General features: G+C 38.0%; 25 protein-coding genes. 7 read left to right on the top strand and 18 right to left on the bottom strand.

The annotated features are described in order from the left end of the window. The first annotated feature begins 230 nt into the window (after nucleotides 1-230). Complete coding sequence (locus tag QSJ81_RS08755; protein WP_285717033.1) at nucleotides 231-872, top strand: DUF421 domain-containing protein; 642 nt, start codon at nucleotides 231-233, stop codon at nucleotides 870-872. 46 nt (nucleotides 873-918) lie between these two features. Here the strand turns inward: QSJ81_RS08755 and QSJ81_RS08750 are convergent, their stop codons facing one another. The 3 genes from QSJ81_RS08750 to QSJ81_RS08740 all read right to left on the bottom strand — a co-directional run bounded on the left by QSJ81_RS08750 (nucleotide 919) and on the right by QSJ81_RS08740 (nucleotide 2,666). After that, the gene (locus QSJ81_RS08750; protein WP_285717032.1) at nucleotides 919-1,128 is read right to left on the bottom strand and encodes a capping complex subunit for YIEGIA; all 210 of its coding nucleotides are present in this window, start codon (nucleotides 1,126-1,128) and stop codon (nucleotides 919-921) included. Between the two features lie 3 nt (nucleotides 1,129-1,131). Next, nucleotides 1,132-2,055, bottom strand: coding sequence for a YIEGIA domain-containing protein (locus QSJ81_RS08745; protein ID WP_285717031.1), 924 nt, complete (start codon nucleotides 2,053-2,055; stop codon nucleotides 1,132-1,134). Nucleotides 2,056-2,396: 341 nt separating this feature from the next. Continuing rightward, nucleotides 2,397-2,666 (bottom strand): hypothetical protein, encoded by a 270-nt coding sequence (locus tag QSJ81_RS08740; protein WP_285717030.1) that lies wholly within the window; start codon nucleotides 2,664-2,666, stop codon nucleotides 2,397-2,399. 157 nt (nucleotides 2,667-2,823) lie between these two features. Between QSJ81_RS08740 and QSJ81_RS08735 the strand changes: the two genes are divergently transcribed. After that, the gene (locus QSJ81_RS08735) at nucleotides 2,824-3,327 is read left to right on the top strand and encodes a hypothetical protein (protein WP_285717029.1); all 504 of its coding nucleotides are present in this window, start codon (nucleotides 2,824-2,826) and stop codon (nucleotides 3,325-3,327) included. Nucleotides 3,328-3,502: 175 nt separating this feature from the next. Here QSJ81_RS08735 and QSJ81_RS08730 read toward each other — a convergent pair whose 3' ends face one another. From QSJ81_RS08730 to QSJ81_RS08715, 4 genes are all read right to left on the bottom strand, one after another. Beyond that, on the bottom strand, nucleotides 3,503-4,756 hold the full coding sequence (locus tag QSJ81_RS08730; protein ID WP_285717028.1) for a saccharopine dehydrogenase family protein: 1,254 nt from the start codon (nucleotides 4,754-4,756) through the stop codon (nucleotides 3,503-3,505). Between the two features lie 29 nt (nucleotides 4,757-4,785). Then, nucleotides 4,786-5,889, bottom strand: coding sequence for a carboxynorspermidine decarboxylase (gene nspC, locus QSJ81_RS08725; RefSeq protein ID WP_285717027.1), 1,104 nt, complete (start codon nucleotides 5,887-5,889; stop codon nucleotides 4,786-4,788). Between the two features lie 650 nt (nucleotides 5,890-6,539). After that, complete coding sequence (locus tag QSJ81_RS08720) at nucleotides 6,540-7,274, bottom strand: sulfite exporter TauE/SafE family protein (protein WP_285717026.1); 735 nt, start codon at nucleotides 7,272-7,274, stop codon at nucleotides 6,540-6,542. A 92-nt stretch (nucleotides 7,275-7,366) separates the two neighbouring features. Continuing rightward, entirely contained in the window at nucleotides 7,367-8,128 is a 762-nt protein-coding gene (locus QSJ81_RS08715) for a transposase (RefSeq protein ID WP_285717025.1), read from the bottom strand. A 138-nt stretch (nucleotides 8,129-8,266) separates the two neighbouring features. Between QSJ81_RS08715 and QSJ81_RS08710 the strand changes: the two genes are divergently transcribed. After that, on the top strand, nucleotides 8,267-8,644 hold the full coding sequence (locus QSJ81_RS08710) for a VOC family protein (protein ID WP_285717024.1): 378 nt from the start codon (nucleotides 8,267-8,269) through the stop codon (nucleotides 8,642-8,644). Between the two features lie 83 nt (nucleotides 8,645-8,727). Here QSJ81_RS08710 and QSJ81_RS08705 read toward each other — a convergent pair whose 3' ends face one another. The 11 genes from QSJ81_RS08705 to QSJ81_RS08655 form a co-directional block, all read right to left on the bottom strand. After that, nucleotides 8,728-9,819, bottom strand: coding sequence for a mandelate racemase/muconate lactonizing enzyme family protein (locus tag QSJ81_RS08705; RefSeq protein WP_285717023.1), 1,092 nt, complete (start codon nucleotides 9,817-9,819; stop codon nucleotides 8,728-8,730). Between the two features lie 220 nt (nucleotides 9,820-10,039). Continuing rightward, a complete protein-coding gene (locus QSJ81_RS08700) occupies nucleotides 10,040-10,417 on the bottom strand; it encodes a response regulator (RefSeq protein ID WP_285717022.1) in 378 nt (125 codons plus the stop codon). A gap of 238 nt (nucleotides 10,418-10,655) precedes the next feature. Beyond that, nucleotides 10,656-12,689, bottom strand: a complete 2,034-nt coding sequence (locus tag QSJ81_RS08695; RefSeq protein ID WP_285717021.1) for a methyl-accepting chemotaxis protein — start codon at nucleotides 12,687-12,689, stop codon at nucleotides 10,656-10,658. A 256-nt stretch (nucleotides 12,690-12,945) separates the two neighbouring features. Continuing rightward, complete coding sequence (locus QSJ81_RS08690; RefSeq protein WP_285717020.1) at nucleotides 12,946-14,055, bottom strand: Acg family FMN-binding oxidoreductase; 1,110 nt, start codon at nucleotides 14,053-14,055, stop codon at nucleotides 12,946-12,948. 75 nt (nucleotides 14,056-14,130) lie between these two features. Then, the gene (locus QSJ81_RS08685; protein WP_285717019.1) at nucleotides 14,131-14,724 is read right to left on the bottom strand and encodes a hypothetical protein; all 594 of its coding nucleotides are present in this window, start codon (nucleotides 14,722-14,724) and stop codon (nucleotides 14,131-14,133) included. A 75-nt stretch (nucleotides 14,725-14,799) separates the two neighbouring features. Beyond that, nucleotides 14,800-15,246, bottom strand: coding sequence for a MarR family winged helix-turn-helix transcriptional regulator (locus tag QSJ81_RS08680; protein WP_285717018.1), 447 nt, complete (start codon nucleotides 15,244-15,246; stop codon nucleotides 14,800-14,802). A gap of 95 nt (nucleotides 15,247-15,341) precedes the next feature. Further along, on the bottom strand, nucleotides 15,342-16,421 hold the full coding sequence (locus QSJ81_RS08675; protein WP_285717017.1) for a Gfo/Idh/MocA family protein: 1,080 nt from the start codon (nucleotides 16,419-16,421) through the stop codon (nucleotides 15,342-15,344). 46 nt (nucleotides 16,422-16,467) lie between these two features. Further along, complete coding sequence (locus QSJ81_RS08670) at nucleotides 16,468-17,082, bottom strand: TetR/AcrR family transcriptional regulator (protein ID WP_285717016.1); 615 nt, start codon at nucleotides 17,080-17,082, stop codon at nucleotides 16,468-16,470. A 123-nt stretch (nucleotides 17,083-17,205) separates the two neighbouring features. Then, nucleotides 17,206-18,339: an NADH:flavin oxidoreductase gene (locus tag QSJ81_RS08665; RefSeq protein WP_285717015.1), complete on the bottom strand. Its 1,134-nt coding sequence runs from the start codon at nucleotides 18,337-18,339 to the stop codon at nucleotides 17,206-17,208. Between the two features lie 78 nt (nucleotides 18,340-18,417). Continuing rightward, nucleotides 18,418-19,578: an iron-containing alcohol dehydrogenase gene (locus QSJ81_RS08660; protein WP_285717014.1), complete on the bottom strand. Its 1,161-nt coding sequence runs from the start codon at nucleotides 19,576-19,578 to the stop codon at nucleotides 18,418-18,420. Between the two features lie 122 nt (nucleotides 19,579-19,700). Beyond that, the gene (locus tag QSJ81_RS08655) at nucleotides 19,701-20,822 is read right to left on the bottom strand and encodes a DUF362 domain-containing protein (protein WP_285717013.1); all 1,122 of its coding nucleotides are present in this window, start codon (nucleotides 20,820-20,822) and stop codon (nucleotides 19,701-19,703) included. Nucleotides 20,823-21,181: 359 nt separating this feature from the next. Here QSJ81_RS08655 and QSJ81_RS08650 point away from each other — a divergent pair, with 359 nt between their 5' ends. From QSJ81_RS08650 to QSJ81_RS08635, 4 genes are all read left to right on the top strand, one after another. Beyond that, complete coding sequence (locus QSJ81_RS08650; RefSeq protein ID WP_285717012.1) at nucleotides 21,182-22,849, top strand: ATP-binding protein; 1,668 nt, start codon at nucleotides 21,182-21,184, stop codon at nucleotides 22,847-22,849. Nucleotides 22,850-23,100: 251 nt separating this feature from the next. Further along, nucleotides 23,101-24,261 (top strand): Crp/Fnr family transcriptional regulator, encoded by a 1,161-nt coding sequence (locus QSJ81_RS08645; RefSeq protein ID WP_285717011.1) that lies wholly within the window; start codon nucleotides 23,101-23,103, stop codon nucleotides 24,259-24,261. Nucleotides 24,262-24,668: 407 nt separating this feature from the next. Continuing rightward, nucleotides 24,669-25,583: a lysophospholipid acyltransferase family protein gene (locus QSJ81_RS08640; protein ID WP_285717010.1), complete on the top strand. Its 915-nt coding sequence runs from the start codon at nucleotides 24,669-24,671 to the stop codon at nucleotides 25,581-25,583. 49 nt (nucleotides 25,584-25,632) lie between these two features. Then, complete coding sequence (locus QSJ81_RS08635; RefSeq protein WP_285717009.1) at nucleotides 25,633-26,601, top strand: VirK/YbjX family protein; 969 nt, start codon at nucleotides 25,633-25,635, stop codon at nucleotides 26,599-26,601. Nucleotides 26,602-26,647 lie beyond the last annotated feature (46 nt).

Below are 26,647 nucleotides of genomic sequence, written 5' to 3'. Positions count from 1 at the left end.
CTGTCCTTTCTTATAAAGATTTAGCCTGCCTTTAAGAATGTTTGCCTAATCGCCTTTTTATTTTCTATAGAGACAGCTATCTCGAATAATATATGCCTAAAGAAATCCGATAGGAACGCTTTGAACTTTTTAATGATTAAATGGGTATCCGAGTAGGAAAATGGTAATAGTAACGGATAGAGATCTATTACTTAAGAGGTCAAAATACTATATCGAAAATGCTTATCGGGGTGATTGAATTGGATTTTTCCCTTGGTTGGAAAACCATAGTTACTATAATTTATGGAACGCTAATTTTGCGTGTTGCTGGTCGTAAATCATTATCTCAAATGACAGTGGCCCAAACTGTTGTTATGTTGGCGGTTGGTACGGTTTTGATTGAGCCCCTTGTCGGAGGAGTTGAGCTCATTGACACTTTTACATTAGTTGCAATTTCCGTGGCAACCCTTATAGCGATTGAGTCTTCTGAGATTAAGTTTCCTATTGTAAGAAAACTTTTTACCGGAGAACCTGTGGTACTTATTGAAAATGGTGAAGTGAAAAGAGAAAACTTAAAACGAGTTCGCATGACAATTCAACAATTAGAGATGGAGCTTCGCCAAGCAAGTATTGCTAAAATTGCTGATATAAAGTGGGCGACAATTGAGCCGAATGGACGGTTTGGTTTTTTATTAAGAGATGAATTGCAAGCCATCGGAGGATGTGAGTATCAAGAATTACTCCATCGCCTCGAAGTGATAGAAAAACATTTCACAGATACTAAGGGAAAAGAATCAGACATTCATTGTCAGACATCTTTTGCAAAAGAAATTAAAGACCCACTTTCCTATGAGGATGTTTTTAAAAAGGTAGCACTTACAAATAAGAAATAGGCTCTGGATTAAATAATCTGAGCCTATTGAAAAATTTCTTCTAGTATTAACTTTTTAGTATTAAATAGATGCCATTACTCAGCTCTGCTACATCCCCCTTAACAGCCTTTGCAATGTCACTTGTCACCCTTTTCTGTTCTTCCTCATCCTTCGCCTCTACTAAAAATGCCTCGCCTGATCCTGGAACGTTATGATGGCTAAGGGTAACGGCTGCAATAATGGAAGCCGTCTGCCTCTGCGCACTTTCATTTGACATAATTCAATCCTCCGTTACCTTTGATCGTAATACAGCATGACTCTTTTTTACGGATTCCAATAATGGAGTGTTCTTAATCACTTTAAGTAATTTATCATTATCTTTGACGATTGGTACAAATAAAAGAATCACTTTTCCTGTGTCATAATCTTTTCTCGTGAAATTATATCTTTTAGCCCCCAATGTTCGCGTAGCCTCAAACAGAATTGCCTGCCTTTGCCCAAAATTGTGCAGTGCGATAGTTGCAAGTTTTTCCTTTGCTTCAATGACAACGGCCACACCTTCCTCAGATATCATCTTCTGAGCAATTTCTGTACCTGCAAGATTTGTGACAAAAATACCTTCTACTGAAATCACAGACCCTTCTATCTTTATTTCGGCGAAACGAACCGAAGCTACATCTCCTACACTGTTCCCTTTGGAAAACCTACTGATCAACTGATATACAATGCTCCCGACAACAATACCGACAACTACCTGCCATATGATAGGTACGTGATAAGTTGCAATGATTTCCATGGAAGCAGCTGAGACTAATGAAACAACTAACGCAAAGTAATTTCTTGCCTCAAAAGTCTTGGAGATTCCATCAATATAGGCATCCCCTCTAGGCGTATATTCTGTTTGCTCTAGGCTTTTCAAGCTTTCTCTTTCTGTCTTTCTCACATCACGAAAATGTTGAACTGCCAACGCGAGGAAGGTAACAGCAGTATAGTTATTCGATTTGATTGCAGGAATAGCAACTGCTCCAATTGCTGCCGCGATAAATGCCAAAACTATGTGAATGAGATATCCATTTGGGTAGGAAGGATATTGCTTATAATCAACCTTTAGTGCCAGTACTCTTGCCATTGTTCCCATAGCTGCCGCTATAATGATTAGCCATAAATCTTCTGTAGATATAATCGCTGGCCCGCGTCCATCCATCCGTTGGCTCACCTTCCTTGATACAAAAATATCTTAGTCCCTAACGGATTAAGGCTCTAGATGTCCATTAGCTAGTATCCCTTTAAAATCAAAAAAAAATCACCAAATTTGTTTTTCCATACTAAAAAACGAAAAGCTTTACCAATTGTTACTTGGTAGAGCTTTTCGTAAAGTTGATTTCATAAAGAACAGGTAGCAACTAATGACTCTTTGAATATATTATAATAAAGAAATTATAATCATAAAGGCTATAATATAGCTTTTATCGATTGAATTATATTTGCTCCTACTTCCCCTTAGCTACACAAAGATAGGCATACTGTAATTTTAAAAACTATGCCTTAACTTATATAAACATCCATTACTTTTGCCACATAATCATCTCTTCCAGATAAGGCCAAAACTACAATATCAGTTTCTCCTTCACCAGATATTTTCGCATTATAACCTCTTGCGCCCTTCTTATCGAGACTATGCTCCCTGGTAACCATAATCTCACTCTTACTAGCAACGTTGTAATCAGTAAGAATCTTTCTAACCCGATCCTTAACATCCCCCGTGGGACATTCAAGTGCCTTTATCCTTTCAATTGCTTGCTCAATTGTCGCCATGTTTCTCCCCCTAACATCTTACTGTTTATTATTATCTCCCTATAGAATCCTTTCATTCTCGTAATAAAGATTATTTGCATGTAATTTATGTGTATACTATTACTAAGAGCACGCAGGATCGCCATATAATGTATAGAAAGAAGATGAAAATATCATAATGAGAAAACTCTTACATTCGTGGAGTATCGAAGCACGTGCCTTCGAAATCCCCTTTACTCCCTTTGCACATAATTTTTGGGTATTAACTGACAATAACCATATTATTCTTGACCAACTTCACGGCCTGGCTGTTGACCCAGAAACAGGAGAAACCAGAGCAATCGGGAATTCCCATGACCTATTACTGGCAATCCAAGATGCGACTATTGTTTGGTCACTACAGCCAAACCAACCGACAGTAGTTTGCGCTACCGCTTCTGAAGCTGCAATCAGACAAAGATGGCAAGCAGCCCTAAATGCAATACCTGCTATCAATGCATTACAATTACATTATCCAAATTGGTGGCAGCATTTCCATAAAAAGAATAGTAATTCGATCTTTAATACCCTTGGTCAAATCTTAGGAATTCCCTTACCTGTTACCGTACTCCCCACATGGGCTCCAGGAATCAAACTCATTATTTCAGAGGATATCATCAATCAATTCCGTTATAAGGAGTAAATTGATGGAACACCAGGAATCACTTATAAGTGAAATTAAAGGAAATCACGAGGGACGGTTCTACTGAGTTTCTCTTGCTCCGCAGAACCGTCTCTCCTATTACCATATAAATAGAAAAACTTCTTGTGAATACCTAATTGGTATCCACAAGAAGTTTTTATTTTATCACTATAAACTACTCTAAGGATTCAATGACTGGTGCTATGAAGGCAACCGGACTTTCAATAACTTCTGTAGGTAAACCCATTTTATTTAACAGGTCAATAAAAGGTGTTGGATCCAATTCTTCAACATTCACCATATGGTTTACATCCCATTCACCACGTGCAACCAGAATTGCGGCTGCTACTGGTGGTACACCTGCGGTATAACTGATTGCTTGAGACTCGACTTCCTCGTAGCATTCAGCATGATCGCAAGTATTATAGATGAAGATTTCTCTTTTTTGACTATCCTTTGTACCTTTGATAAAATTACCGATACAAGTTTTACCAGTATAGCCAGGTGCTAGGGAGGATGGATCTGGTAACAAGGCCTTTAATACCTTAAGAGGTGCAATCTCTACACCTTCTGCTATTTCTACTGGTTTTTCAGAGGTAAGTCCAATATTAGTCAAAACAGAAAATACATTCAAATAATGTTCGCCAAATCCCATCCAAAAGCGAATCGAATTAGCATCGATATTTTTAGACAAAGAATGTAATTCATCATGTCCAGTCAGGTACACCGGACATTCTCCTACTACGGGGAAATCATAGTCTACTTTTATAGAGTGAACATCTTGCAACACCCATTTCCGGTCAATCCATGTCCATACTTTCTTAAACTCCCGAAAGTTAATCTCAGGATCAAAATTAGTAGCAAAATACTTACCATGACTGCCGGCATTTACATCTAATATATCAATGGTGTCGATGGTGTCAAAATACTCTTTTTGCGCCAAAGCACACCATGCATTTACTACGCCAGGGTCAAAACCAATACCTAAAATTGCAGTAATTCCTTTTTCAGCACAACGTTCTTTTCGTTTCCATTCATGGTTGGCATACCAAGGTGGATTTTCGCAAACTTTATCTGGATCTTCATGGATTGCTGTATCCATATACACTACGCCAGCTTCTATGCAAGCTTCCAAAACGGACATGTTGATATAGGATTGCCCTACATTGATGACAATCTCAGACTTAGTTTCTTTGATCAAAGTTACTAAAGATGGAATATCCATTGCATCCACTTCTCGTGAATATAGTTTTTTTGTCACATCTTTTAAGCTATTTTTGCGCAATATGCTTTCAATTATTGCCTCACATTTTTGCTGGGTCCGAGAAGCTATGCATATATCTCCCAAGACATCGTTGTTCATCGCGCATTTATGAGCAACTACATGAGCCACTCCCCCAGCACCTACAATTAAAACATTTTTTTTCATTTTGGCCTCCCTTACTTGTCAAAAAAATTTTATGATAAACTATTAATGAAATCTGTATAAGTAAATTTACGGATAACCTCTACTTTTCCATCTAATCTACGTACAGCAATGGATGGCATCTGAAGACCATTAAACCAATTCTTCTTGACCATCGTATATCCTGCCGTGTCAGCAAACCGAATTTCACTACCAACTTCTAATTTTTCCTTAAAGTGATAGGTGCCAAAAACGTCTCCTGCTAAACAAGATCGTCCAGCTATCATATATTTATGATTTCCCATATCACTCTCTTCTATTTTGGCTGATAATCGATATATCAATAAATCTAACATATGACCTTCGACTGAAGCATCAACAATGGCAATATCCATTTCATTATGCACCACATCGACCACACTAGTAACCAGTTCTGCGCAACCAGTAATGGCGCTTTCTCCTGGTTCTAAGTATACTTGAACATTAAACTTAGCAGCAAAGTCCGCCAACTTTTGGCTAAACTTTTCTACTGGATAACCTTCTTTGGTGAAATATAATCCACCTCCAAGGCTAACCCATTCTAGTTGATTGAGCATATCACCATAATTATCACCAATGGCATCAAGTTGCTGAGCAAAGGCATCAAAATCATCATTTTCGCAATTATAATGAAACATCAAACCACTAAGACGTGATATTTGTTTTTTGAGTTCATCCTTGTCTACTACTCCTAGACGCGAATGTTTACGTGCTGGGTCAGCTAGATCAAAATGTGAGTGACTAATGCCTGGATTGACACGTATACCAAGCTTTACTTTTTTGGCAGCATCATAATATGTCTCTAATTGTGAAACTGAATTAAAAATGATTTTATCAGCAAATTGGGTTACGGCCAAGATATCCTCTTCTGAATACCCTACACAATAAGCATGGGTTTCTTTGCCAAACTTTTCAAATCCAAGGCGTGCTTCAAAAAGAGAGCTAGAGGTGGTGCCATCCATATACTCTTTCATTAGGTCGAATACAGACCAAGTTGAAAAACACTTTAGTGCCAATACTGACTTAGCTCCGGAAAGCTGGCGCACCTTCTGAATGATCTCTAAGTTGCGCAACATTTTTTTCTCATCAATAAGATAATAGGGAGTGGCTATTTTCATTTTGTAAAGCTCCTCTTTGTGAATGTGATGTACCAGAAGTAGTACTTTGACCTAGATTATAATCTATATAAACTACCTCGCTCCAAATATTGTGACAAGAATAAATAAAATGAATGCAATAGATTATTGTAAGATTGAGGTAGATCAATGTCTGTTTATTATATTATTTACCCGTTATAAGGCTTGATTTCAGACTGCTTTTTTATGCTTTAAAAATTCTCCGAAACTAATAATAGCAAAATAGATTCCATTTGTCGATTATTCTTTACAAACAATAGAATTTTTTATTAAAAAGTCTTTCTAGCGAGAATCATGTCATTCTAACCACATAAGAAAAACGCTACGCGTCCTTTTCGTCTACGAATCAAGCGACGGGTCCATGTTATTATAAGCGTAAGTCAAGTAACACGGTGAAGCGTTAATAATATGGACTCGAAGCGACCTAGAAATAACAACAAAACTTATACTTTCTGGTATTATAAGAAAAGACTTGGCTTGTGCCAAGGCCTTGGACGCAGGCGGAAACCTTAGTCGTTCTTACTTGGAATCAAGGAAGTGTTATACTTTCTGATTCCGCGAAAAAGATCTACAAGCTGAATCATGCTCGCAGACCGTTCATCCACCTTCATGCTGCAAAAAATCCTAGTAATCTATCTTTTTATCAATTCACTAGTAACACTAATCGTACCGCAAAAAAATATAACTCCTAATGTAATCCATTTGAAAAGTTTTGGACTTACCTTTGCAAAAGCCTTTTCCCCTACCCATACACCTAATAAGACTCCCGGGATTGCGTACAAGCCTTGCCTTAGCACCCCTAACTCCATTGTCTCCATAAAATACATTACAAGCAAAGTAGCAATATTACCAAGGCAAAAGTAGCGAACTAGATTGGCACGAAAAGCTTCTTTGTCTTGTTGTTGATTCATCAAAAACAAGGCAACGGGTGGTCCGCTTAAGCTGGTTGCGCCCCCCATAAAACCACTTACTATACCAACTAAAACTGTCGCCAGCTTCTCTCGCTTAATTGTCATTACATAATTCGAGGCCATAAATAATGATACCAATAAAATCAGAATTCCAATGCAGAGTTTTAGATTCGAAGCATCTACTACTTTCAATATATATACTCCAGGTACAATACCAATTAAGCTGGCTATGAACATGGGCCATATGACTTTGGGGTCCGATTTTCCCCTCGTTTTATAGATAACCATAAGATTCAATATTAAAGCTCCAAAAACCATCAAACTAACAACCTGCTTTGGTTCCATAAAAAATAAAAGCAGTGGCGTACCTACAACCGCAAAACCGAATCCGGTAATTGATTGAATAAAGGATGAGAATAAGACAATAAGAAATATATTACTTGATATCAAATCCATAATATTACTCCGTTTTATGTTATTGCTGCTGAAGTCAGCTAACGATAATTCAATCTATAAGAAGAGAACGAGTCATCTCTTTGTTCTACAACTTAGGCTTTTGAGACTATACTTTGACTAATTCCTATAAGCCTTGCTATTTGGCGGGTGGATACCCCTTCGACTTCCTTTATTTTTCTTATTACTTGATTTCTTGCCATTATATCCATATTTCTTAACTCACTCGGTGAATTAACACTTGCATATTTTTTTATTAATTCTTTTATCTCTTGATCCGTCATTCTTTTCGTCTCAATGCTATCAATGCACGTATCATCATTTTGCTCATTCATAAAGTTTTTAAAATAGATCATTGCCTGTTCTTTTTTCGAGGCAAAAATCTTTAATATAAGATCTGTATCAACGGTCTTCGGTTGACCTAAATATTCCTCGTAGCTGCTCCATTTATATTTTTCTAACTGTTTTATATTACCCGACTTTAATGGATTCTGATGAATATAGCGTAAAACTGTCAGTAAATATTCATTATCTTCCACTACTTCACTTTTAAAACGATCTTGGAACAAATGACCACTTCGGCCATATTTGCGATTATACCAAGATACATAGCTAACACCAATTCTCTTCATGGTGTTACCAATGGATTCTTTGCCTTCCTTAATAAGTAAGTGGATATGATTGTCCATTAGGCAATACCCATATATTATGTAGTTGCTGCTCTCTTTATAAAATCGCAAACACTCAAGGAACTTTTCTCTGTCTTCCTCTTCTTCAAATAGTATTTGCTTGTTAATGCCGCGTAAAATAATGTGATATATACCGCTTTGACTCTTTTGACGCGCTTGCCTGGACATTCCCTAATCACCCCACGATATTCTATCACACTATCAAGATTAACTCAATAGAACCGTCCCCACGATTTATAATCTAGTTTGTTTAGAACTTGCGACACTTGGTATAATATCATAATAAAATCACTAGGAGGAAAGTCTATGTTTAAACGTATTGACCATATAGCTTTTATTGTTAAGGATCTTGCTAAATCAATCTATTTTTACGAAGAACACTTTGGTTTTAAGAAGTATTATGAACACAATGTACCAGTACCAGAAATCGAAAAAATAGCCTACCTAAAACTGGGTGATACCGTTTTAGAATTGATACATATGCCAAATGGCGTAACAAATCGAGGTTTTCACTTTTGTCTTGAGAGTGATAATTTTGATGCAGACTACAGCCGCCTAAAAAATGCAGGTATTCCAGTTGCTACCGAACCCCATCCTACGGGAGCAAGAGAACCAAGAGAAAAAGGCTGGCGCAGAGTGGTATTTGAAGGCTTAGATGGAGAGTCAATAGAATTCAGAGGTTAACAACTCCAAAAGTAAAAAGGTTTAACCCAACTTTGTTGGGTTAAACCTTTTTATTGTACTTAAATTGTATTGATAAAAATACATTAAAGTATCTCTTGCCAGCCATGTACATCTGTAATTCCTAGACCTGGAGCATCAGAGAGTCTAATCTGATTTTTAGTAAAGCTAACTCCACCAACTACCGGATCTGCAGCTAATAATACGGCTGCATCCAAATCAGTTTTCGTAATAATTTTCTTGCCACCGGCAATGCTAGCAGCTGCCGTTATGCCAACTTTACTTTCCAGCATACAGCCCATCATGCATTGTACTCCCATAGTTTCTGCGATGTTCGCAATTTTGGCCGCATTATGCAATCCGCCGGCCTTCATCAATTTTATATTGATAAGATCACAAGCACGCATACTCAAAAGAGTAAATACTTCATAAGGCCCAAAAGAGGATTCATCTGCCATAATATTCGTCTCTACATTATCGGTCACAAATTTTAATCCTGCAAAATCATGGGCCTTTACCGGCTGCTCAATGAGTTCAATACCTAGATCCATATCTTCAAACTTACGAATAATACGTACAGCTTCTTTCGGTAACCACCCCTGATTGGCGTCAAGGCGAATTTTAACCTCGGAACCAATTGCTTGGCGAATTGCTTTGACCCTTTTAATATCCATTTGGACATCTGTTCCTACTTTTAGTTTCAACTCGGTATATCCTTCTGCTATGGCTTCCAATGAATCCCTTACCATTTCCTCTGGTGCATTTACGCTAATAGTAAGGTCAGTCGTCATTGTACTCCTATAGCCACCAAATAACTTATAAAGCGGAATCCCATATAACTTTCCAAATAAATCATGTACGGCAATATCAAGAGCTGCCTTTGCCGAGTGATTATGTAACATGGCTCCCTCAATTGTCGTCAAGATTCTTTCAAGATTATCAACTTCCATACCAATTATCTTAGGACCTATTGTATCTCGTATCGCTGCAATAACAGAATCTTGACTATCACCAGTGATTACTGCTGTCGGTGGTGCATTACCATAACCAACTTCACCAGTATCTGCGATTACTTTAATAATAATATCTTCTGCTGAATGCACTTCGCGTAGTGCTGTCTTGAAGGCTTTTTTTAGTGGGATGCTCACTTTGCCAATCTTGATTTCTTTGATTTTCATATGAACTCTCCTCTTTTTATCTCTTTACTTCCAAATCAATTTTCCTTTAGAAAATACGTGCTGTCAAGATACTATTTGATATAGCCTATTATAGAATAGATTAGTTTACACATTATAGAAAAAGATCTACTATTTCTCCAATAAAATAGTAGATCTTTTCGTATTGCACCGTTTATTTAGAAAATAGCGGAATCTGGCCCCTTTGTTCCGTCTTGTTTAATCATCCATATCCATTTAATTTAAAATGCTTATTGATTATTTTTAATGCATTTTCCTTATCTATAGGTTTTTGAAGTATCGCAACAGCACCGTATTCCAAGCAATCTTTATAAATAAAGTTCTGACTTGCTAGAGAAGTAGTCATAATCACTTTTACTTTTTTATCAGTTTCAGACAGAGTCTTAAGAACAGCCAAACCATCAGGGGCAGGTATTATGTAATCTAAGAAAATAGCATCCGGTTTAAAAACACGATGTTTTTCTAATGCCTCCTTCCCATCAGCTGCCTCTTCAATTTCAATAGAAGCAATATTTGATGACAAAAAATCTTTTAACTGGGACCTCACTAGCCTTGAATCGTCTACAATAAGAATACGCATAATAAATCCTCCATTCTAGAATTAAATTTTTTAGCTATGAAGTGTAGTAGCCCATATAAAACCAAATAGCCGTTATTTCATTAATCCAACATGTACTTTTACATCAATAGAATCGTCAACAAAAAAAATCATTTAAGGTACTGGCAAAGTAACCTGCCACCACCCAGCACAAAATACCCACAGCATTCTACGCGATATACTATGGGTATTCAATGTCCACTAGATTGAAGGGTTAAAGTTATACTCTGAAACGATTAACGGCTTCTCTAAGATCCATAGCTAGATTTGCCAGGCTCTGGCTAGAAGAAGCAATTTCCTCCATAGAAGCGGATTGTTCCTCCGTAGCTGCAGAAACGGTCTGGGACTCTGCTGTAGCTTTTTTACTCAAGTTACCAATCCGATTTACGGATTCTACAATTTGTTGGCTACCATTTGCCATTTGGTCAATGGCAGAAGAAATCTCATTTACTTGATCCGATACTTGAGTCACCATTTCCACGATTTCCTGGAATGCGTGTCCAGCAGCATCGACTACTTCTGCGCCTAACTTAACTTCTCGCGTGCCATTATCCATTGCCATGACTGCTTTATCTGTTTCTCCTTGAATTCCATTAATCAATGAGGCGATCTGTTTTGTCGCCTCTTGAGACTGCTCAGCTAGCTTACGAACCTCTTCAGCTACTACAGCAAAACCACGTCCTTGTTCGCCAGCCCGTGCAGCTTCGATCGCTGCATTAAGAGCCAATAAATTAGTCTGCCCAGCAATCCCGGAGATCGTAGCAACAATCTGGCCGATTTCCTTAGATTGTTCACCTAATTCGGCTACTGCTTTCGCAGAGGTTTGTACAGTCTGCTCAATTTGCCTCATTTGGGTAACCGCTTTATTTACTGCCGTATTTCCCTCTTTTGCTTTATTAGCTGCTTGGTTAGATTGCTCAGCTACTTCGTTGGTAGTAGCTGATACCTGCTGGATACTTGCTGACATGCCTTCCACTACAATAGAGGCCTCGTCTGCTGCAGACAATTGCTCTTGTGAACCATTTGCCATATCGGTAATTGATATAGCAACTTGATTGGCAGCTTGTGCAGACTGATCGGCACTGGCTGTCAATTCTTCACTAGAAGCTGCCAATTGCTCGGACTGAGAGTGAACCTTTGTGACAAGCTCGCGTAGATTGGTCCTCATCTCGCGAAACCCCTTTGCTAATTGCCCAATCTCATCTTCGGAAGAAATTTTTGTCTCTCGTTCCCGCAAATCTCCTTCAGCTAATAGTACACATTCGTCACGTATCAGCAAAATTGGTTTTACAAACTGTTTCGCAATGAACAAAATAGCTGCTACTGCGATGAGTAAACAGATTATAGAAATCAATAACATCATTTTGCTTAGGCTATCGACTTGACGAGTAGCTTCCACTTCAGGCGCCGCTACGATTACAACCCACCGCTGGTCACCTGGCAAATTAATTGGGGTGGCTACTGCAACCCTTTCCACGCCATCAACAAAGCTATATATTCCTCTGGACTGTTCTCCAGTTTTGGCTGCCACCTTAAATATATTGGTCAACCGTTCGTCAAGATCACTTTGCGATAACTTAAGTTCTGGGTTAATTTTCTTATCAAGAAGATTTAATTTCCCTACCAGATCAGGTTGTTTGGGATGAGCAATAACCATACCCGAATCATCTGCAACTTGACCGTAACCTGTATCTAAGAATTTTAGATCTTTCATCATCTCACTTAATTTTTCCATGGAAAAAGTTCCAATTAATACTCCTGTTAGTTGGCCATTATTGATTACAGGTACTGCTAAAACAACTGCCAGTTTTCCTGTAACTTTTGAAACGAGAGGATCTGATACAACAGCCTTCTTTGTTGCTAGCACCTTCTTAAAATATTCTCGATCATTGTAGGAAGCCGTTTGTCCTGTATTAATAATCCCTGATCCATCAGGTGAAATGAAAGCAACAACATCAAAAATTCCAAGCCGTTTCTGCATCTCTGCCATGGCCTCTTTAATCTGAACTTTATCAGTGCCTGTACGAATACGCTGAATACTGGCTAAATCCTCTAATTGAACAATCATCTTTTCCATATCTGCTTGTACTCGATTGCTATAATCAGTACCTACCGCTCGCCCAGTATCATCTACACTTTTTAATAGAGATTGTTTGGCTAGATAGTAACTAACACCGGATAAAGCAATTAGCACCACTAAAATAAGAGGAATAAGGCTAAGCAGTAAACGAGTTTGGATATTTTTCACTTTCATTTTTATAGACTCCTTTAAATAAATTGTACTTGCATCTAAAGTAAACATGATAAACCGCTTCGTATCAATTACATTTAAAGATAATTTTCGACATTTTTCTTTAGTTTCCTTTGCCAATTGGAATTTTCTTAAAATTCCTCCGTTTTCAGCCAGAGCTCAACGAATTCACTCTTAATGCTAGTTTCATTAAATACATTTGCAATTTTCTAGGTTAATCATCCTTGAACAACAAGCGATTGAAATATATGTGCGCCGCTTATAAGATTATATTCGCTAATAACATTCTTGGACTCACGGGTTGGGGATAGTCACTACAATAGCCTATTCGTAATAAAAATTGGATTTTCTCACTAATTCCTAAAAAAGATGCCATTTCATTTCCGATTACTTCTTCTTCAATCATTTGGGTCATGGGATGGATTGCTATTCTTTTACTCCGTACCTCAAGCCATAACCTTTGAAGCTTTCGACCCGTATCAATTAATTCTGGAATTGAAGAATTCTTACTGGTAATTAACAACCACCCGCTGCCTGCAGCCACTTGTTCTCGTACTTTTTTAATCGTTTCCTCTCGAAAACGGTTCTCCAAAACAGATTGTCTAGAATAAAAATTTTTCACATACCATTTTGCTATACCATCTATCTCCATTGTTTCAGGAGTTAACCCATTTCGATACTGCCTACTATCATGGTTCGACCATCGAATCCACTTCGCCAATTCCTCTTGTGCAGTATCCCTATATGTTTGGCATTTGTTAGCCAAAAAAGTTCCTTCTGCAAGATAATTTCCTTCCTTTGAATCCCTTGTATAGTAAATAAAACGATCTGTATTTTCCCCTATTAGAAATCGAATATCTTCCCCTGATAACTGATCTCTAAGAATTTTATTTCTAACAGTCCTGCGCAATTTTATTTTCTTAACATCAAAATTACTTGACGAATTTACTTTATATAACTTTATATCTACTACATCTCTATCCTTTGGATGCTTAGCTACTACTTCAGCATCTACGTCATATCCCTTTACCCTCGCTGCAATAACTAAGTTTTCTAAAAAAGCACCTATAGAAAGAAGAGCTTCACGATTTTCTGGATCAACAACAGATAAACACCTAGTTAGATCTATACCGATAATCCAGTGATTACTATCAATAATCCTTACCGTCCATGGTTGGGTATTATGTCCGCTAGGTGCCAAAGAGGCTAGATAAATTATATCTAGCAAACCATCATCTAACCCCTTTATCTGGTTACCTACGTTTTCTCTATCAGGTGTTTTTAATTGCAACAGTGAATTGAATAAATAAGCTCCCCCTAGCAGGGCAAGACTCGCTCCACTGTAATTAATAAATTGCCGCCGATTCATAAAGCACCACTCCCTATAGATAAGCTGCTTGTTTTATATAACTTTTGTATGTAAGACGATATGACCATTCTATCTCTATTTATAATTCGCTAACTTCTGATTGACCCGTTCTGCTACGATGGTCGTTGCTTTATGAACGGCTTCTACCACAGTTACCTTTTTCCCAACAAACGTGTATGGAATTATTGTTTTATTGACACCTGTACTTCCTATTTCCTCTGTCAATACATATTGTTGTTTTACTGCATCATATAAACGAACTTTTATTGTTGCTTCCGATTTGATCGACTGGTAAAAAAGAATTTCACTAAAATCAGACTTAGTTGGCAATATCTCTACTACAAGTACCATGTTTACACCTGTCTTAGAAGCTAGTGTGAAAAGCTCTGGTTTCTCAGCCTTAGATATTTCGCCAACACTATAGTTTGTTATTTTGTCTTGCAACTCACTTTCCTTACATATTGCAATCTTTAATTGCTTTTCTAACTGTGTATAAACTTCATTCTTTAACTGTAAACCGTAAGTCTCTCTCGATTCGTCTGCAACAACCAAAAGAACAACTTCATCAGTAAGATCCTTTTTATCCATTGCTGAACAAACAAATACTGAACTAAAAGAAATGATAATCATAACAATTATACTAAAGATTTTTCCCTTCACCCTCACCATTCAACCCCCAATCTTTTTTATCTATCATTAAGTTAGTTTGATAAAACTAACTATAAATTTATTTAAAACCCGCGTTTAGTCGCGGGTAGTATTGTCTGTTACTTTACTTAGAAGGTACGCAAATGTTTGTCTTTCCTTCTCATCCAATGACTCCATAATGTGACTGGCAAAGTGATAATATCCCATATCTTCGATTTCAATTAATCTTCTTCCCTTTGCTGCTAAGCTGATATGTACTACCCTAAGATCACTTTCCGAGGAGATTTTTTCAATAAATCCCCGCTCTAAAAGCTTATTAATGGCAACCGTTACCGTAGACTTTTGCACCCCAAACTTTTCTGCAAGCTCGGTTATCGTAGGATTGCCCCTCTCTCTTATCGCATGAAGATAATGTAATTGGGTTATTGTTAAATTAAATAATTCTTTACTGTTAGGAGTCTCTTCTTTATATTTTCGCATACATTCGCGCATCGACTCAGATAGAACATTGATTGCTTTAACGATTATATCTTCTGTTGCCATACTAGTCTGTTCTCCTTACATATAATTAGTTTGATGAAACTAATTATATGTAAGGAGACACAAATTGTCAAGTCTCCAAAGAAGCTAACGCCCCACTACTTTCTCTTGAAACCACCAGCTTTCGCTAAATCTTTTAAAAATAAACTATCTGCTAATGGCAGCGATGCGATATTTCCTGTAAATGCAGATTTATAAATCGCTAATATTACTTCCAATGCTTTTCGGCCTTCTACTCCACTGATTGGTGGTTCCGTGTTATTTTTTAATGCTGTAGTTATCTCCTGAAATTGACGTTGGTGGCATTCAAACGAAATATCAGGACTGCTCACTCCAGCATTTTCAGTACTACTTCCTACTTTATATTCATAGCCCGATTTTAATTGAACCGAAGTAAGTACATCATTCTCAATCACCGCGCTTCCTTCTGTTCCATAGATGTCGACCCGCGAAACTAGACCTGGATATGCACAGGTAGTCCCTTCGATTACTCCCAACGCACCCGATTGAAATGCAACAGCAGCCGAGGCAGTATCCTCCACCTCTATACCTGTATGGCCGAAAGTTCCACACTGGCCTGTAACTTCTGCGACTGGTCCTGCCAAATACTGCAGCATATCAATATAGTGGATACCTTGGTTCATTAAAACGCCACCGCCATCAATATCCCATGTCCCACGCCAAGCAGCGCTGTCATAGTATTCCTGACTCCGATATAGCTTAATGTAGCAACCTCCAAAAATCACTTTACCCAATTTGCCTTGTTCCAGTAAATTCTTTAAAGCAACAACACCATCACTGTAACGCCTTTGGAATACGATTGACAATTCCACTCCTTGTCTTTGGCAGATTTTAATCAGGGTATCTGCTTTTTCTAATGTGATATCAATTGGCTTTTCGATTACAACATGTTTACCCGCTAATGCAGCCTGAATTCCAAGATCCGCATGCAGTCCATTAGGAGTACAGATCGAAACTACATCAATATCCGTTCTTTTTAACATTTCCTGATAGTCATTGTGCCAATCACAATTAAATTGGGTAGCAAGTTGTTGCGCCTTTGCAGCAGAGCGACCAAAAATCGCAATCAACTTAGCATCAGGTATTGCTGAAATTGCCTGGGCGTGAGTAGGGGTTATCGATCCGGTCCCTACGATTGCAAATCTTACTTTATTCATTTTGCACCTCGTTTAAATTTTTTTTGGCAAATGTAAGCCTTGTTCACTAGAGTACTGGCGGCAAAATATGATGGAATAATAATTCCAAATCATTATTGACTGGCTCCACTGATTTTTCAATTTTCATCCGTAATAAGCTTCCTTGCCAACAGTCCCAAACTAAATCAGCTAATTGCTGTGCTGGCAAATCACTTCTTACTTTCCCCATTTCCTGTCCTACGCGGAAACGTTCCGCTAAAATTGATTTGTATTCACTTACGGACTGCTGTAAAGCCATACGACATTCTTCACTGGCCTCACTGATCTCAGCAGCAAGATTGCCTAATAGGCAGCCCTTTTTTATCTGGGCACATCTATATTCTTCAGCAATCGCCGAAAATGCTGTATACAGCGCCTTATAATAATCTTCCTTTTGAGTTGCCGTATCTAAAATACTTTTCCATCTTGCCATACTTGTGTCCGCATAATAGCGAATCACCGCTACGCCAAACTCCTCTTTACTTGAAAAATAATTGTAGAATGACCCTTTGGGAATATCGGCTGATGTAGCTATCTCTTGGATACCAGTAGCATTAAAGCCTTTTTGTTCAAAGAGTGTTAAGCCAACCTCTAATAAATTTTGTTTTGTTTTTTCTAAATCTGCACTTTTTTTCCTCGCCATTTGTTACCACCTCTTGTAATCGTATCTTTCTGCTTTTTTGCCAATCCATTGTACAGATAGGAGAAAGAGGCAGAATTAGTCTGCCTCTTCTTCTGTCCAATGGCGCAATTAGTGTGACAATTGTTAAGACAATGTTTTTTCTGCACCAAGTTCAAAAGGAATTAGTTCATCCGTTCTATTTTGATGTGTTTTTGTTACCCATGCTGGATCTGCAAGTAAAGCTCTGCCCACTGCTACTAAATCAAACTCTTTCTTCTGTAATCTTTCAATGAGAGGCGATAAACTTGTAGTCTTTGCACCTTTCCCTTCCATGAAAAAATCGATAAAGTTATTGTCAAGACCAACAGATCCGACAGTAATCGTTGGTTTACCAGTTAATTGTTTCGTCCACCCAGCTAAGTTCAGAGGTGATCCTTCAAATTCCGGTTCCCAATAACGACGAGTTGAACAATGGAAAATGTCTACTCCTGCATCTACTAAGGGTGCTAAAAATTCAGCCAGCTGGTCTGGAGTCTCTGCTAGCTTTGCACTGTAATTTCCTAATTTCCATTGTGAATAGCGAAATACAATCGGGAATTCTGGACCTACAGCTTGGCGGCAGGCGCGTATGATTTCAACGGCAAACCGGGTACGTGCAACCAAATCCCCGCCGTATTCATCCTGACGCTGATTTGTTTTTCCCCAAAAGAATTGATCAATTAAGTATCCATGTGCACCATGAATTTCAAGTCCATCAAACCCCAGGCGTTTCGCATCACTCGCCGCTTGCCCAAAGGCCTTAACAATATGCTCAATTTCGGCCTTAGTCATTGGTTCAGTTACCTTTACCCCTGTAGTTACATCAATCCCTGATGGACCAATGGGTGGGGCAGTTGGATTCGGATTGTCACCATTAATTTGACGCGCCATTCCGACATGCCATAACTGAGGAATAATCTTGCCTCCTGCCTTATGAACGGACTCCACAACCTGTGACCAGCCACCCAGCGCTGCTTCTCCGTGAAAATTAGGTCGCCCTAGACCTTCCGCTGCCGCAGGGTGATTAATCAATGTACCTTCAGTAATAATCAACCCTACTTCATTTTCTGCCCGTCTTTTATAATATCCTGCCACATCTTTACCAGGTACACCATTGGGAGAAAATCCTCTTGTCATTGGCGCCATGGCAATTCGATTCGCTAATGATAAATTCCCAATCCTTACTGGTTGAAATAAAACTTCTAGATTATCGTTTCTAATTTTTTCATTGTTTTCCATATGTATCTCTCCTTGTAATAGCAACGTACTATTCGAATGTACGCCGCTAACCTTTTAACTGTTATCTCTTTACTAGACTTATAAACTTAACCCTAATACTTGTCGAACTACTTCCGTTGTTACTGTACCTTTTTCACCAAGCTTGACCATTCCATGTGCCTTTAAACCAGCAATGATCTTTTCGATTGTCTCTTCACCCAAGCCATAATTAGATAAGCGAGTTCTAACGCCCATAGTTTCGAAGAAGTTCCTAGTTTTCTCAATCGCTAACTCGATTTTTTCTGTTGGTGATAAATTGACATCTATATTCCAAATTCGCTCACTGTACTGAAGCAGTTTAGCCTCTTTTTCTTCTTTCATCACTTCTAACATAGATGGCAATACAATAGCCAATGTCTGAGCATGATCTAGTCCATATAAAGCAGTAATTTCATGTCCCACCATATGAGTAGACCAATCCTGAGGTACTCCACTACCGATCAGACCGTTTAGAGCAAGAGTCGCCGTCCACATTATATTAGCACGTACATCGTAGTTTTCTGGATCCTGTAAAGCAATTGGACCTTCTTCCACCAATGTCAAAAGCAGTCCTTCTGCAAAACGATCTTGCACTTTTCCTGCAACTGGGTAGGTCAGATATTGTTCCATTACATGAACGAAAGCATCTACAACCCCGTTAGCAATCTGCTTGTTTGGCAACGTATATGTATAAACGGGATCAAGTATTGAGAATCGCGGGAAAGTCACTGGACTAAAAAACGGTAATTTTGCCTGCAGAGCTTTCCTAGTTATCACAGCCCCATTATTCATTTCCGATCCAGTAGCTGGCAGCGTCAAAACCGTTGCAAAAGGTAATGCCGTACCGATAGGCAAATGTTTTTCAACCAATTCCCAAGGATCACCTTGTGTAAAAGGTACAGCTGCAGCGATAAACTTGGTTCCATCAATAACTGAACCACCTCCTACAGCCAATAGAAAATCATAGTTCTCTTTGCGTATTAATTCCACAGCCTTCATCAGAGTTTCATAAGTTGGATTAGGTTCAATACCGCCAAATTCTCCAAGTTGATAATCCTTCAATACCTCTTTAATTGCTTCCAGTAGACCCGTTTTTTTGACACTGCCGCCACCATAAAGCACTAGTACTTTGCTATCAGAGGGAATCTCCTTTGGCAATCCCTTAATTTCACCTTTACCAAAAATAATTTTTGTCGGATTTGCAAATTGAAAATTTTGCACATTAACAACTCCTCAAAATAATTTTATAATGGTATACTCTTTCTTTATTATACGACTGGTCATATTCATTGTCAATAACGTTTCCTATATACTATTTAATTTACTCTCCAAAAATTAATTTATTACTTCCATCTCCTTATTAACTTCAACAATAATCCATTTTGTAGCTTTACTGCATCAGCAGGACATAATTCTTGGCAGCAATAACAGCGGATACATTTTTGGTAGTCAATTACTGCTTTATTATCCATCATTCTAATTGCTTCCGGAGGGCAATGGGCGGCGCATCGCCCACAAGCTATGCAACAATCCACAATCACTGGCCTAGCTGTCAGCTGATTTTGAAAAAAGTCAACGACTGGAGCAGGTAGCTTATTATCTAAGGATTCTAAATTACGCGGCTTAGCAAATTCTAAACGAATATTCCTACCACTTCCTACAACCTCTATATCTTTCATTCTTGGGGACAAACCTAATGACAATGCCTTAGCTGCAACAGGCATTGTTTCCCCCTTATATCCCATCACCTCAGCCATGACCAAATCCACAGCAAAACCATTCGTTCCGCCTAGAAGTATATTAGCCTGCTTGGGCTTACCGTTTCGCGGTCCATGACCTTCCATACCAATAATACCATCTACTATATAAAGCACCGGCTTTACCACCTGTGCTAAATCCACTAACATTCCAGCAAAATCGCTACGTTTTTTCATACGTAAATGAAACTGAGCCTTATCAGTCCCAACCATCAACCCAAATAGATTTTTCACTCCCCCTGTAACCCCCATAAAGGAATGAGTCTTCATCTTTGCCAATGAAATTACTTTATCAACTTGGCTATAGGCTTTCGCTAAGACAAACTTTTTCACAGTAGTACCTTGAGCAAAAGGCACCTCTACTTTATCGTTAAAAGGGATAAGCTCTACGTCCTCTTGCTGGCATACCCTAAGAATACCGCATTTTTCAGCGACCTTTAACGTACTACTTACGCCAGGTGAATCCCCCACAAGAGGAATTCCACCCGCTCCTTTAACTTGGTTTATCATCGCGCGGACGATTTCAGGATGGGTCGTCACTGCTTTGTCTGGCGGTAACCCTTCCAACATATTGGGTTTGATTAAAACCTTATCTCCAGGCTTAATGAATTCAGATATACCTCCCAATTCATCAAGTAATGTTTGCATCGCTAACTCAACTACTTGCTCATCATAAGTCTCTGCTTTTATCGCTGCGACTTTTGCCATTTTGAATGTCCCCTCACTTAATGAACCCCTAAATATATACACTTTTATCTATGAGGTTATAGTTTATTTGTGTTATTTATGTAATATTTACCATTTTCTACTGCTAGTAAAAAATTCCTGCATTATTTATATAAGGAATACAAGATTTATGTTGTTTTTATCATGTTAATATAGACGAAAATGTTACTTTTACGGATGTGCCACCAGTGTCAAATGCTGGGAACTCTTGAGACTAATTTAACTCCGCAAAAGATAGATTGCAATCTTCCCTAAGCTTAATTACAAAATAAGGAGGGATATTTAGTACATATGGCGAAAATGTCCATTAATGTAGGAAAATGGGTTTTAAGGAGAGTCTAATGGATTATATAAATTTCCCGATAGTAGGAACACTTTCATTGATACTTGTTTATGGGTATCTTTACTTCATATACCGTGAACACTATATGGGGGTTTGGATAGTAACTTGGCTCGGCTTATCTTTGCGAATTGTTTTTTTTGACTCTGGTTTATTTGATTGGAAGGAATCCATATTTGGCTTTGTTATCTTTCAACTAATGTATAATAGCACGATTTTACTGTTTCTATGGGGAAATCAGCTTTTTATTGGTAAACCGTTTAAACGATGGTGGCTATATGGCGCTACTGGCTTTTTCATGTTAAGCACTGTACTTGCTTTATTAGATTTGCCTTTCCTTTATAAAGCGTCTCCTCCTTCATGGTTCGCTGGAGTGATACTGATATATATAGGCATATCTTTTATACAAAATTTGCAAATAAAGGGAGCGGGTAATCAAATCACCGGATATGCCTTCATTCTATGGGGCATTATTACTGCGTCTACTCCTTTTTTATTAAGTTTAAATATAGCCCAGGTAACTTCTCTTTGTTACTCCGTTGCTGGACTTTGTCGACTAATTATTGCTTCTGGCATATTAATGGTATATTTTGAGAAGACCAGAATGGATTTAGCTAATAAAGAGGTGCAATACCGATTGTTTGCAGAAAATGCAGTTGATGTAATTTACCGTTATGAACTATTACCTAAAACCAAATTTGAGTATGTTAGTCCGTCTATACTTGCGATCACAGGTTATACTCCTGAAGAACATTATGCTGATGCAAAACTATTTGCAAGTTTAATACACCACGAGGATTTACCGCGATTTGATAATTTTATTAATAATCCTCTATGTCTTAACAATTTATCGCTTAGATATCGCTTAATTCGCAAAGACCATATCACAATATGGATTGAGCAAAAGTTTGTTCCCATTTATGACAAAACAAATAAACTTGTAGCCCGAGAGGGCATCCTCCGTGATATCACGGTTCGTAAGAATCTTGAGAATAGTGCCGCTCGTGTTGATAGAATGAATATGGTCGGTCAAATGGCCGCTAATGTTGCTCATGAGATACGTAATCCGTTGACTACAGTACGCGGATACCTACAAATGATGGTAACCAAAGATGAGCTTTATAACTATAGAAAGCAGATTGGTTTAATGATGGAAGAACTGGATAGAACGAACACGATTATTAGCGAATATCTCTTATTGGCAAAAGATAAACGAGCTGAACTGAAAAGCTGCTGTTTAAATACGATTATCAAAGCACTGTTCCCCTTGATTCAGGCCGATGCCGCTGCTTCTAGTGTGCATGTAACTCTTGACCTTATCAATATACCGAAGCAATCTCTAGATGAAAATGAAATCCGTCAAATGCTGCTTAACTTAGTGCGAAACGGCGTGGAAGCTATGCCGTCGGGAGGCGAACTTACAATAGGTACAGGCTTAAAAGAGAGCAAAGTTCTTTTATCGGTAAAAGATCAAGGTACTGGTTTGCCAGATCATATATTAGAAAATTTAGGCACACCTTTCCTAACCACGAAAGAAGCTGGAACCGGATTGGGTCTGCCAATATGCTATAGAATTGCCAATAGACACAACGCTACCATTGATGTAATAACAGGTGACCAAGGAACTACCTTTTTTGTTTCATTTAGTCTGCCCCGCCTTACTTCATAAGGAAAAGCTTACTTATGCTGTTCATCAGCACAGGTAAAATCCTTAGTTTGCTTGGAACCATAAATGATAGGCTTTTTTGATTACGTAAGAACCCTTTTTCTCAATTATAACCTTGAGAAAAAGGGTTCTTTATCTAAAAATGGAATAATTATAAATTAGATATCGAAACGTGTCATTATTTGTATTGCTAAAACGAATTAGTGTTTCTATCAATATTTATGTTTACTCGCATGATAAGGAGAGATTACTTTATGAATAATACCCTCCCAAAACCATTTTACGCAAAAGATACCTTAGAAAAGCCAATAACAATCGGTATTGCCACAACCTCAGAGGAAAAAATGGAAATATATCGTTTACGCTATCACATTTATGCGGAAGAAATATCTCATCCTCTTATTTCTATTAATCATAGCAATAAACTCTTATGTGATGAGCTAGACGAATGGGGCTTGCTGTTCTATGCCAAAGCTGGAGCAGAGCTTATCGGAACTTTGAGAATAAATATAGGACAGTTTGCTGATTTTCCTTCAAAATTAGTTCAAGAGTTTTCTTTAGATAGGTTTCAAAAATTTTATGATATGGGTAATCCAATTTTTGCATATAACTCAAGAGGTATGGTCTCATCGCCCTACCGTCGTTCTGGAGCCCATAATTTGTTAGAAGAAAAAAGTTATGAACTATATTGTGATAAAAAAGTACAGTTCAGCTTTGGCGACTGTAATTTTCATTTAATCCCGTTTCACGAACATTATGGATACCGTCGTTATACACGAAATTGGACCAATACAGATTACGGCTTGCAGATCCCCTTTGTTTTGTTAGTAGATGACATTGATCATTTGCGAGCAGTAGATTCTCCTTTATTTCACATAGCTAGCCAAAGAAGAGAGTCAAACAATCAAGTTATCGACTGGTTCCGTTCTGAATTTCCCGAAGCTACAAACGTTATAAATAGTCGACTAGTTACCGAAGAGGAATTATGGGCTTGCTTGAACCAGCGTTTAGAACGATCGCCAAATAAAGTTATACCTGTACTACGCGGACTTTCCGAAAGAGAAGCAAAGAAGTTTTTGCACCTTTGTGGCGTTATTATTCGGTGTTATGCTGGAGATCCTATTGTGACTTGTGGTGATTCGTGTAATGAACTCAATATTCTGCTGTCAGGAAAATTACAGTCCTCTAGCATAAATAATATTTTGCAAGGTCAACATTTGGGCGAAATTGGTTTAATGAACCGTACTAAGCATATATTGAATATTACAGCAATCACTGATGCGGAGATATTGGTATTATCTCTTTATTCTTTTCAGAAACTCCGTCGTTCTTGTCCAGAGATTGCCAATAAGGTTTTGCACAACTTGATTGGTATAACTCATGATAAAAAAGATAAATATCATATTCGGGGTTAAAATTACATACATTACCACCATTTATATAAAAGAGGGTAATTATATATATTAATTACAGGTGATCCCACTTAGTAGGGAATCGGGGATTACATAAGAAAAGGAAGCTGCACCCCTTCTAAGTGCAACTTCCTTTTCTTATGTAAATAACTGATTGAGTCAACAGAAAGTCGTCGTATTAATTATTATCGGACGCTTAAAAAACTTTTTAAAAAGGAAGTAGCATCACTGCGCTACTTCCTTTTTTTCATTTACAATTGTCACACCGATTCAAGAAAACAATCGCCATGTGCATCCAATCACTAATTCCCCTGCAGTAAGATGAATTAGTGAACTCTATGTCTATAGGAATCGTAATATAATTATTGGCTATATCACCAGTATATTTATCAATTAGGGGGGATTATTTTATGGTAAGAATTATAACAGTTATTGCCTTTATCGTTATGTCATTGCCACGACAACTATTCATAGGTGTCGGGCTCCTGTTGGGAAAACTGTTTTGGACCATTTTACCAAAGTATCGCAAAAAAATGGCCGTAAAAAATATTATGGACGCTCTAGCACTAAATGAGAAAGAAGCCTTGCAAATTGCATATCTCAGTACAAAACGATTCGGTAAGATGTTCATGGAAATGTTATTGATACCAAGGCTAAATAAAGAAAATATCACTTCTTACGTAACTATTTGCGGTAAAGAAAATTTGATAGAAGCGCTTTCACATGACCGCGGGGTCATTTTGGCAACAGCGCATTTCGGTAATTGGGAAATAGCAGGTGCAGCATTGGCTATTAGTGGAATCCCGTTAGTGGCTGTGGTACAAAAACAAACCAATTCCTTTGGAGATCAAATACTTAATAAGTATCGAACATGTGCAGGAATTCACGTAACGTATAAAACTAACGTTCGCAAAGTCCTACGTCTTTTAAATCAAGGAAAAGCGATCTCCATATTTATGGATCAAGATGCTCACCGCGATGGTATTTTTGTCGATTTCCTGGGGCGCCCCTCGTCAACGGCAAAAGGGGCAGCAGTACTTTCCCGGATGAACAATGCACCTATCGTGCCTATAATGATATCGGAAACTGAAGCCGGAATACCTATGATAAGCCTTTATAAGCCTATCAGCCCGCTGAAGACGGCCGACCGTGAAAAAGACATTATTCAGATTACGCAACAACTTACTTCCATAATCGAACAACAAATTCGCAAATATCCTAGTGAGTGGTTCTGGCTTCATAACCGTTGGAAGACACAACCGATAAATAAGATAGACTCTGCTTCAGAAGTAGCCACTTCTCTAGAGAAGTCCAATTGCAATTAAGAGCACTTATATTTTGCTAGATTTTTTAATTTTATTAGAAGGAGAACCTATGTTACATAAATATATAGACTTTGGACATAAATTGAGTTTTTTTATTCAACATCGAAGAGGCTGGGGTACTTCATCAGCATTTGCATTCCATTTAAATTATTGTCGTAGATTGGTTTTTATCATCCAGTCATTGGCCAATCATAAACTGATAGCAGAACTATTAGATTTTTTTATGACAAATTCACTAAGGCGGGATATTGTAAATACGAATACATGTATCCTTGAGCAAGCGGTACGTCGATGGTTTTATTATGACTCTACCATGCAGGAAAGAATAGCCTTGTTAAAAGAATGTTTCCTGTTTTTTGAAAGCAAATTCTCCAAAGAGGCATTGCAGCACATCTATTTTGGGGAAGGCATTCCACTGTGGAGTCAGGAATATAAACACGATACTCTTTCACTAATACTGCATTTTAATCGCAGTCATCGAAAAGAAGGTTTAATGACGGTTACACTTACTATGGGAGGAAAGAAAATTTATTTGGTAACTTTCTGGATCGCCTCAGACATAAAGGGACAAAAGGCACTATGGATTGGTGCTTTTCAAGGCTCAAAAGGAGATTTACAAACCAACCGTGATTTGACAAAGCACTTTTTCGGTTATCGGCCGAAAAACCTTATGATTTATGTTTTGCGTACCATCGCTCAGCAGCTACAACTTGAACTAATTTATGCAGTATCTAATCATGGTTTTCAGGCCAGTCATCACATTTCTTCTAAGCGAAGGCTCAAGACATCGTTGGATAATTTTTGGAAAGAAACACAAGGAGAAGTATGTAGCGACTCACGTTTCTTCACTCTACCACTCATTGAGCTTCGGAAAAGTCTAGAAGAAGTAGTTTCACATAAACGCAATCTCTATAGAAAAAGATTTGCCATGCTTGATTCAATTGATGCAGATGTTAGAGAGGCATTAAAGCCATATCTTATAGAAGAAAGTCTGATGTCCATTAAAAATTTTATATAAAACGGCTAACTATGCTAAAAAAGCTGTTATTTTACGTAATGCACTC

Source organism: Pelosinus sp. IPA-1 (assembly GCF_030269905.1).
Taxonomy (GTDB): Bacteria; Bacillota; Negativicutes; order DSM-13327; family DSM-13327; genus Pelosinus.
This window is presented reverse-complemented; position numbering and strand designations above follow the sequence as displayed.

Excerpts from the sequence above, each read along its gene's own strand:
- QSJ81_RS08750 (WP_285717032.1), bottom strand. The coding sequence starts at position 1,128 with ATGTCAAATGAAAGTGCGCAGAGGCAGACGGCTTCCATTATTGCAGCC.
- QSJ81_RS08745 (WP_285717031.1), bottom strand. The coding sequence starts at position 2,055 with ATGGATGGACGCGGGCCAGCGATTATATCTACAGAAGATTTATGGCTA.
- QSJ81_RS08740 (WP_285717030.1), bottom strand. The coding sequence starts at position 2,666 with ATGGCGACAATTGAGCAAGCAATTGAAAGGATAAAGGCACTTGAATGT.
- QSJ81_RS08735 (WP_285717029.1), top strand. The coding sequence starts at position 2,824 with ATGAGAAAACTCTTACATTCGTGGAGTATCGAAGCACGTGCCTTCGAA.
- QSJ81_RS08730 (WP_285717028.1), bottom strand. The coding sequence starts at position 4,756 with ATGAAAAAAAATGTTTTAATTGTAGGTGCTGGGGGAGTGGCTCATGTA.
- nspC (WP_285717027.1), bottom strand. The coding sequence starts at position 5,889 with ATGAAAATAGCCACTCCCTATTATCTTATTGATGAGAAAAAAATGTTG.
- QSJ81_RS08720 (WP_285717026.1), bottom strand. The coding sequence starts at position 7,274 with ATGGATTTGATATCAAGTAATATATTTCTTATTGTCTTATTCTCATCC.
- QSJ81_RS08715 (WP_285717025.1), bottom strand. The coding sequence starts at position 8,128 with ATGTCCAGGCAAGCGCGTCAAAAGAGTCAAAGCGGTATATATCACATT.
- QSJ81_RS08710 (WP_285717024.1), top strand. The coding sequence starts at position 8,267 with ATGTTTAAACGTATTGACCATATAGCTTTTATTGTTAAGGATCTTGCT.
- QSJ81_RS08705 (WP_285717023.1), bottom strand. The coding sequence starts at position 9,819 with ATGAAAATCAAAGAAATCAAGATTGGCAAAGTGAGCATCCCACTAAAA.
- QSJ81_RS08700 (WP_285717022.1), bottom strand. The coding sequence starts at position 10,417 with ATGCGTATTCTTATTGTAGACGATTCAAGGCTAGTGAGGTCCCAGTTA.
- QSJ81_RS08695 (WP_285717021.1), bottom strand. The coding sequence starts at position 12,689 with ATGAAAGTGAAAAATATCCAAACTCGTTTACTGCTTAGCCTTATTCCT.
- QSJ81_RS08690 (WP_285717020.1), bottom strand. The coding sequence starts at position 14,055 with ATGAATCGGCGGCAATTTATTAATTACAGTGGAGCGAGTCTTGCCCTG.
- QSJ81_RS08685 (WP_285717019.1), bottom strand. The coding sequence starts at position 14,724 with ATGGTGAGGGTGAAGGGAAAAATCTTTAGTATAATTGTTATGATTATC.
- QSJ81_RS08680 (WP_285717018.1), bottom strand. The coding sequence starts at position 15,246 with ATGGCAACAGAAGATATAATCGTTAAAGCAATCAATGTTCTATCTGAG.
- QSJ81_RS08675 (WP_285717017.1), bottom strand. The coding sequence starts at position 16,421 with ATGAATAAAGTAAGATTTGCAATCGTAGGGACCGGATCGATAACCCCT.
- QSJ81_RS08670 (WP_285717016.1), bottom strand. The coding sequence starts at position 17,082 with ATGGCGAGGAAAAAAAGTGCAGATTTAGAAAAAACAAAACAAAATTTA.
- QSJ81_RS08665 (WP_285717015.1), bottom strand. The coding sequence starts at position 18,339 with ATGGAAAACAATGAAAAAATTAGAAACGATAATCTAGAAGTTTTATTT.
- QSJ81_RS08655 (WP_285717013.1), bottom strand. The coding sequence starts at position 20,822 with ATGGCAAAAGTCGCAGCGATAAAAGCAGAGACTTATGATGAGCAAGTA.
- QSJ81_RS08650 (WP_285717012.1), top strand. The coding sequence starts at position 21,182 with ATGGATTATATAAATTTCCCGATAGTAGGAACACTTTCATTGATACTT.
- QSJ81_RS08645 (WP_285717011.1), top strand. The coding sequence starts at position 23,101 with ATGAATAATACCCTCCCAAAACCATTTTACGCAAAAGATACCTTAGAA.
- QSJ81_RS08640 (WP_285717010.1), top strand. The coding sequence starts at position 24,669 with ATGGTAAGAATTATAACAGTTATTGCCTTTATCGTTATGTCATTGCCA.
- QSJ81_RS08635 (WP_285717009.1), top strand. The coding sequence starts at position 25,633 with ATGTTACATAAATATATAGACTTTGGACATAAATTGAGTTTTTTTATT.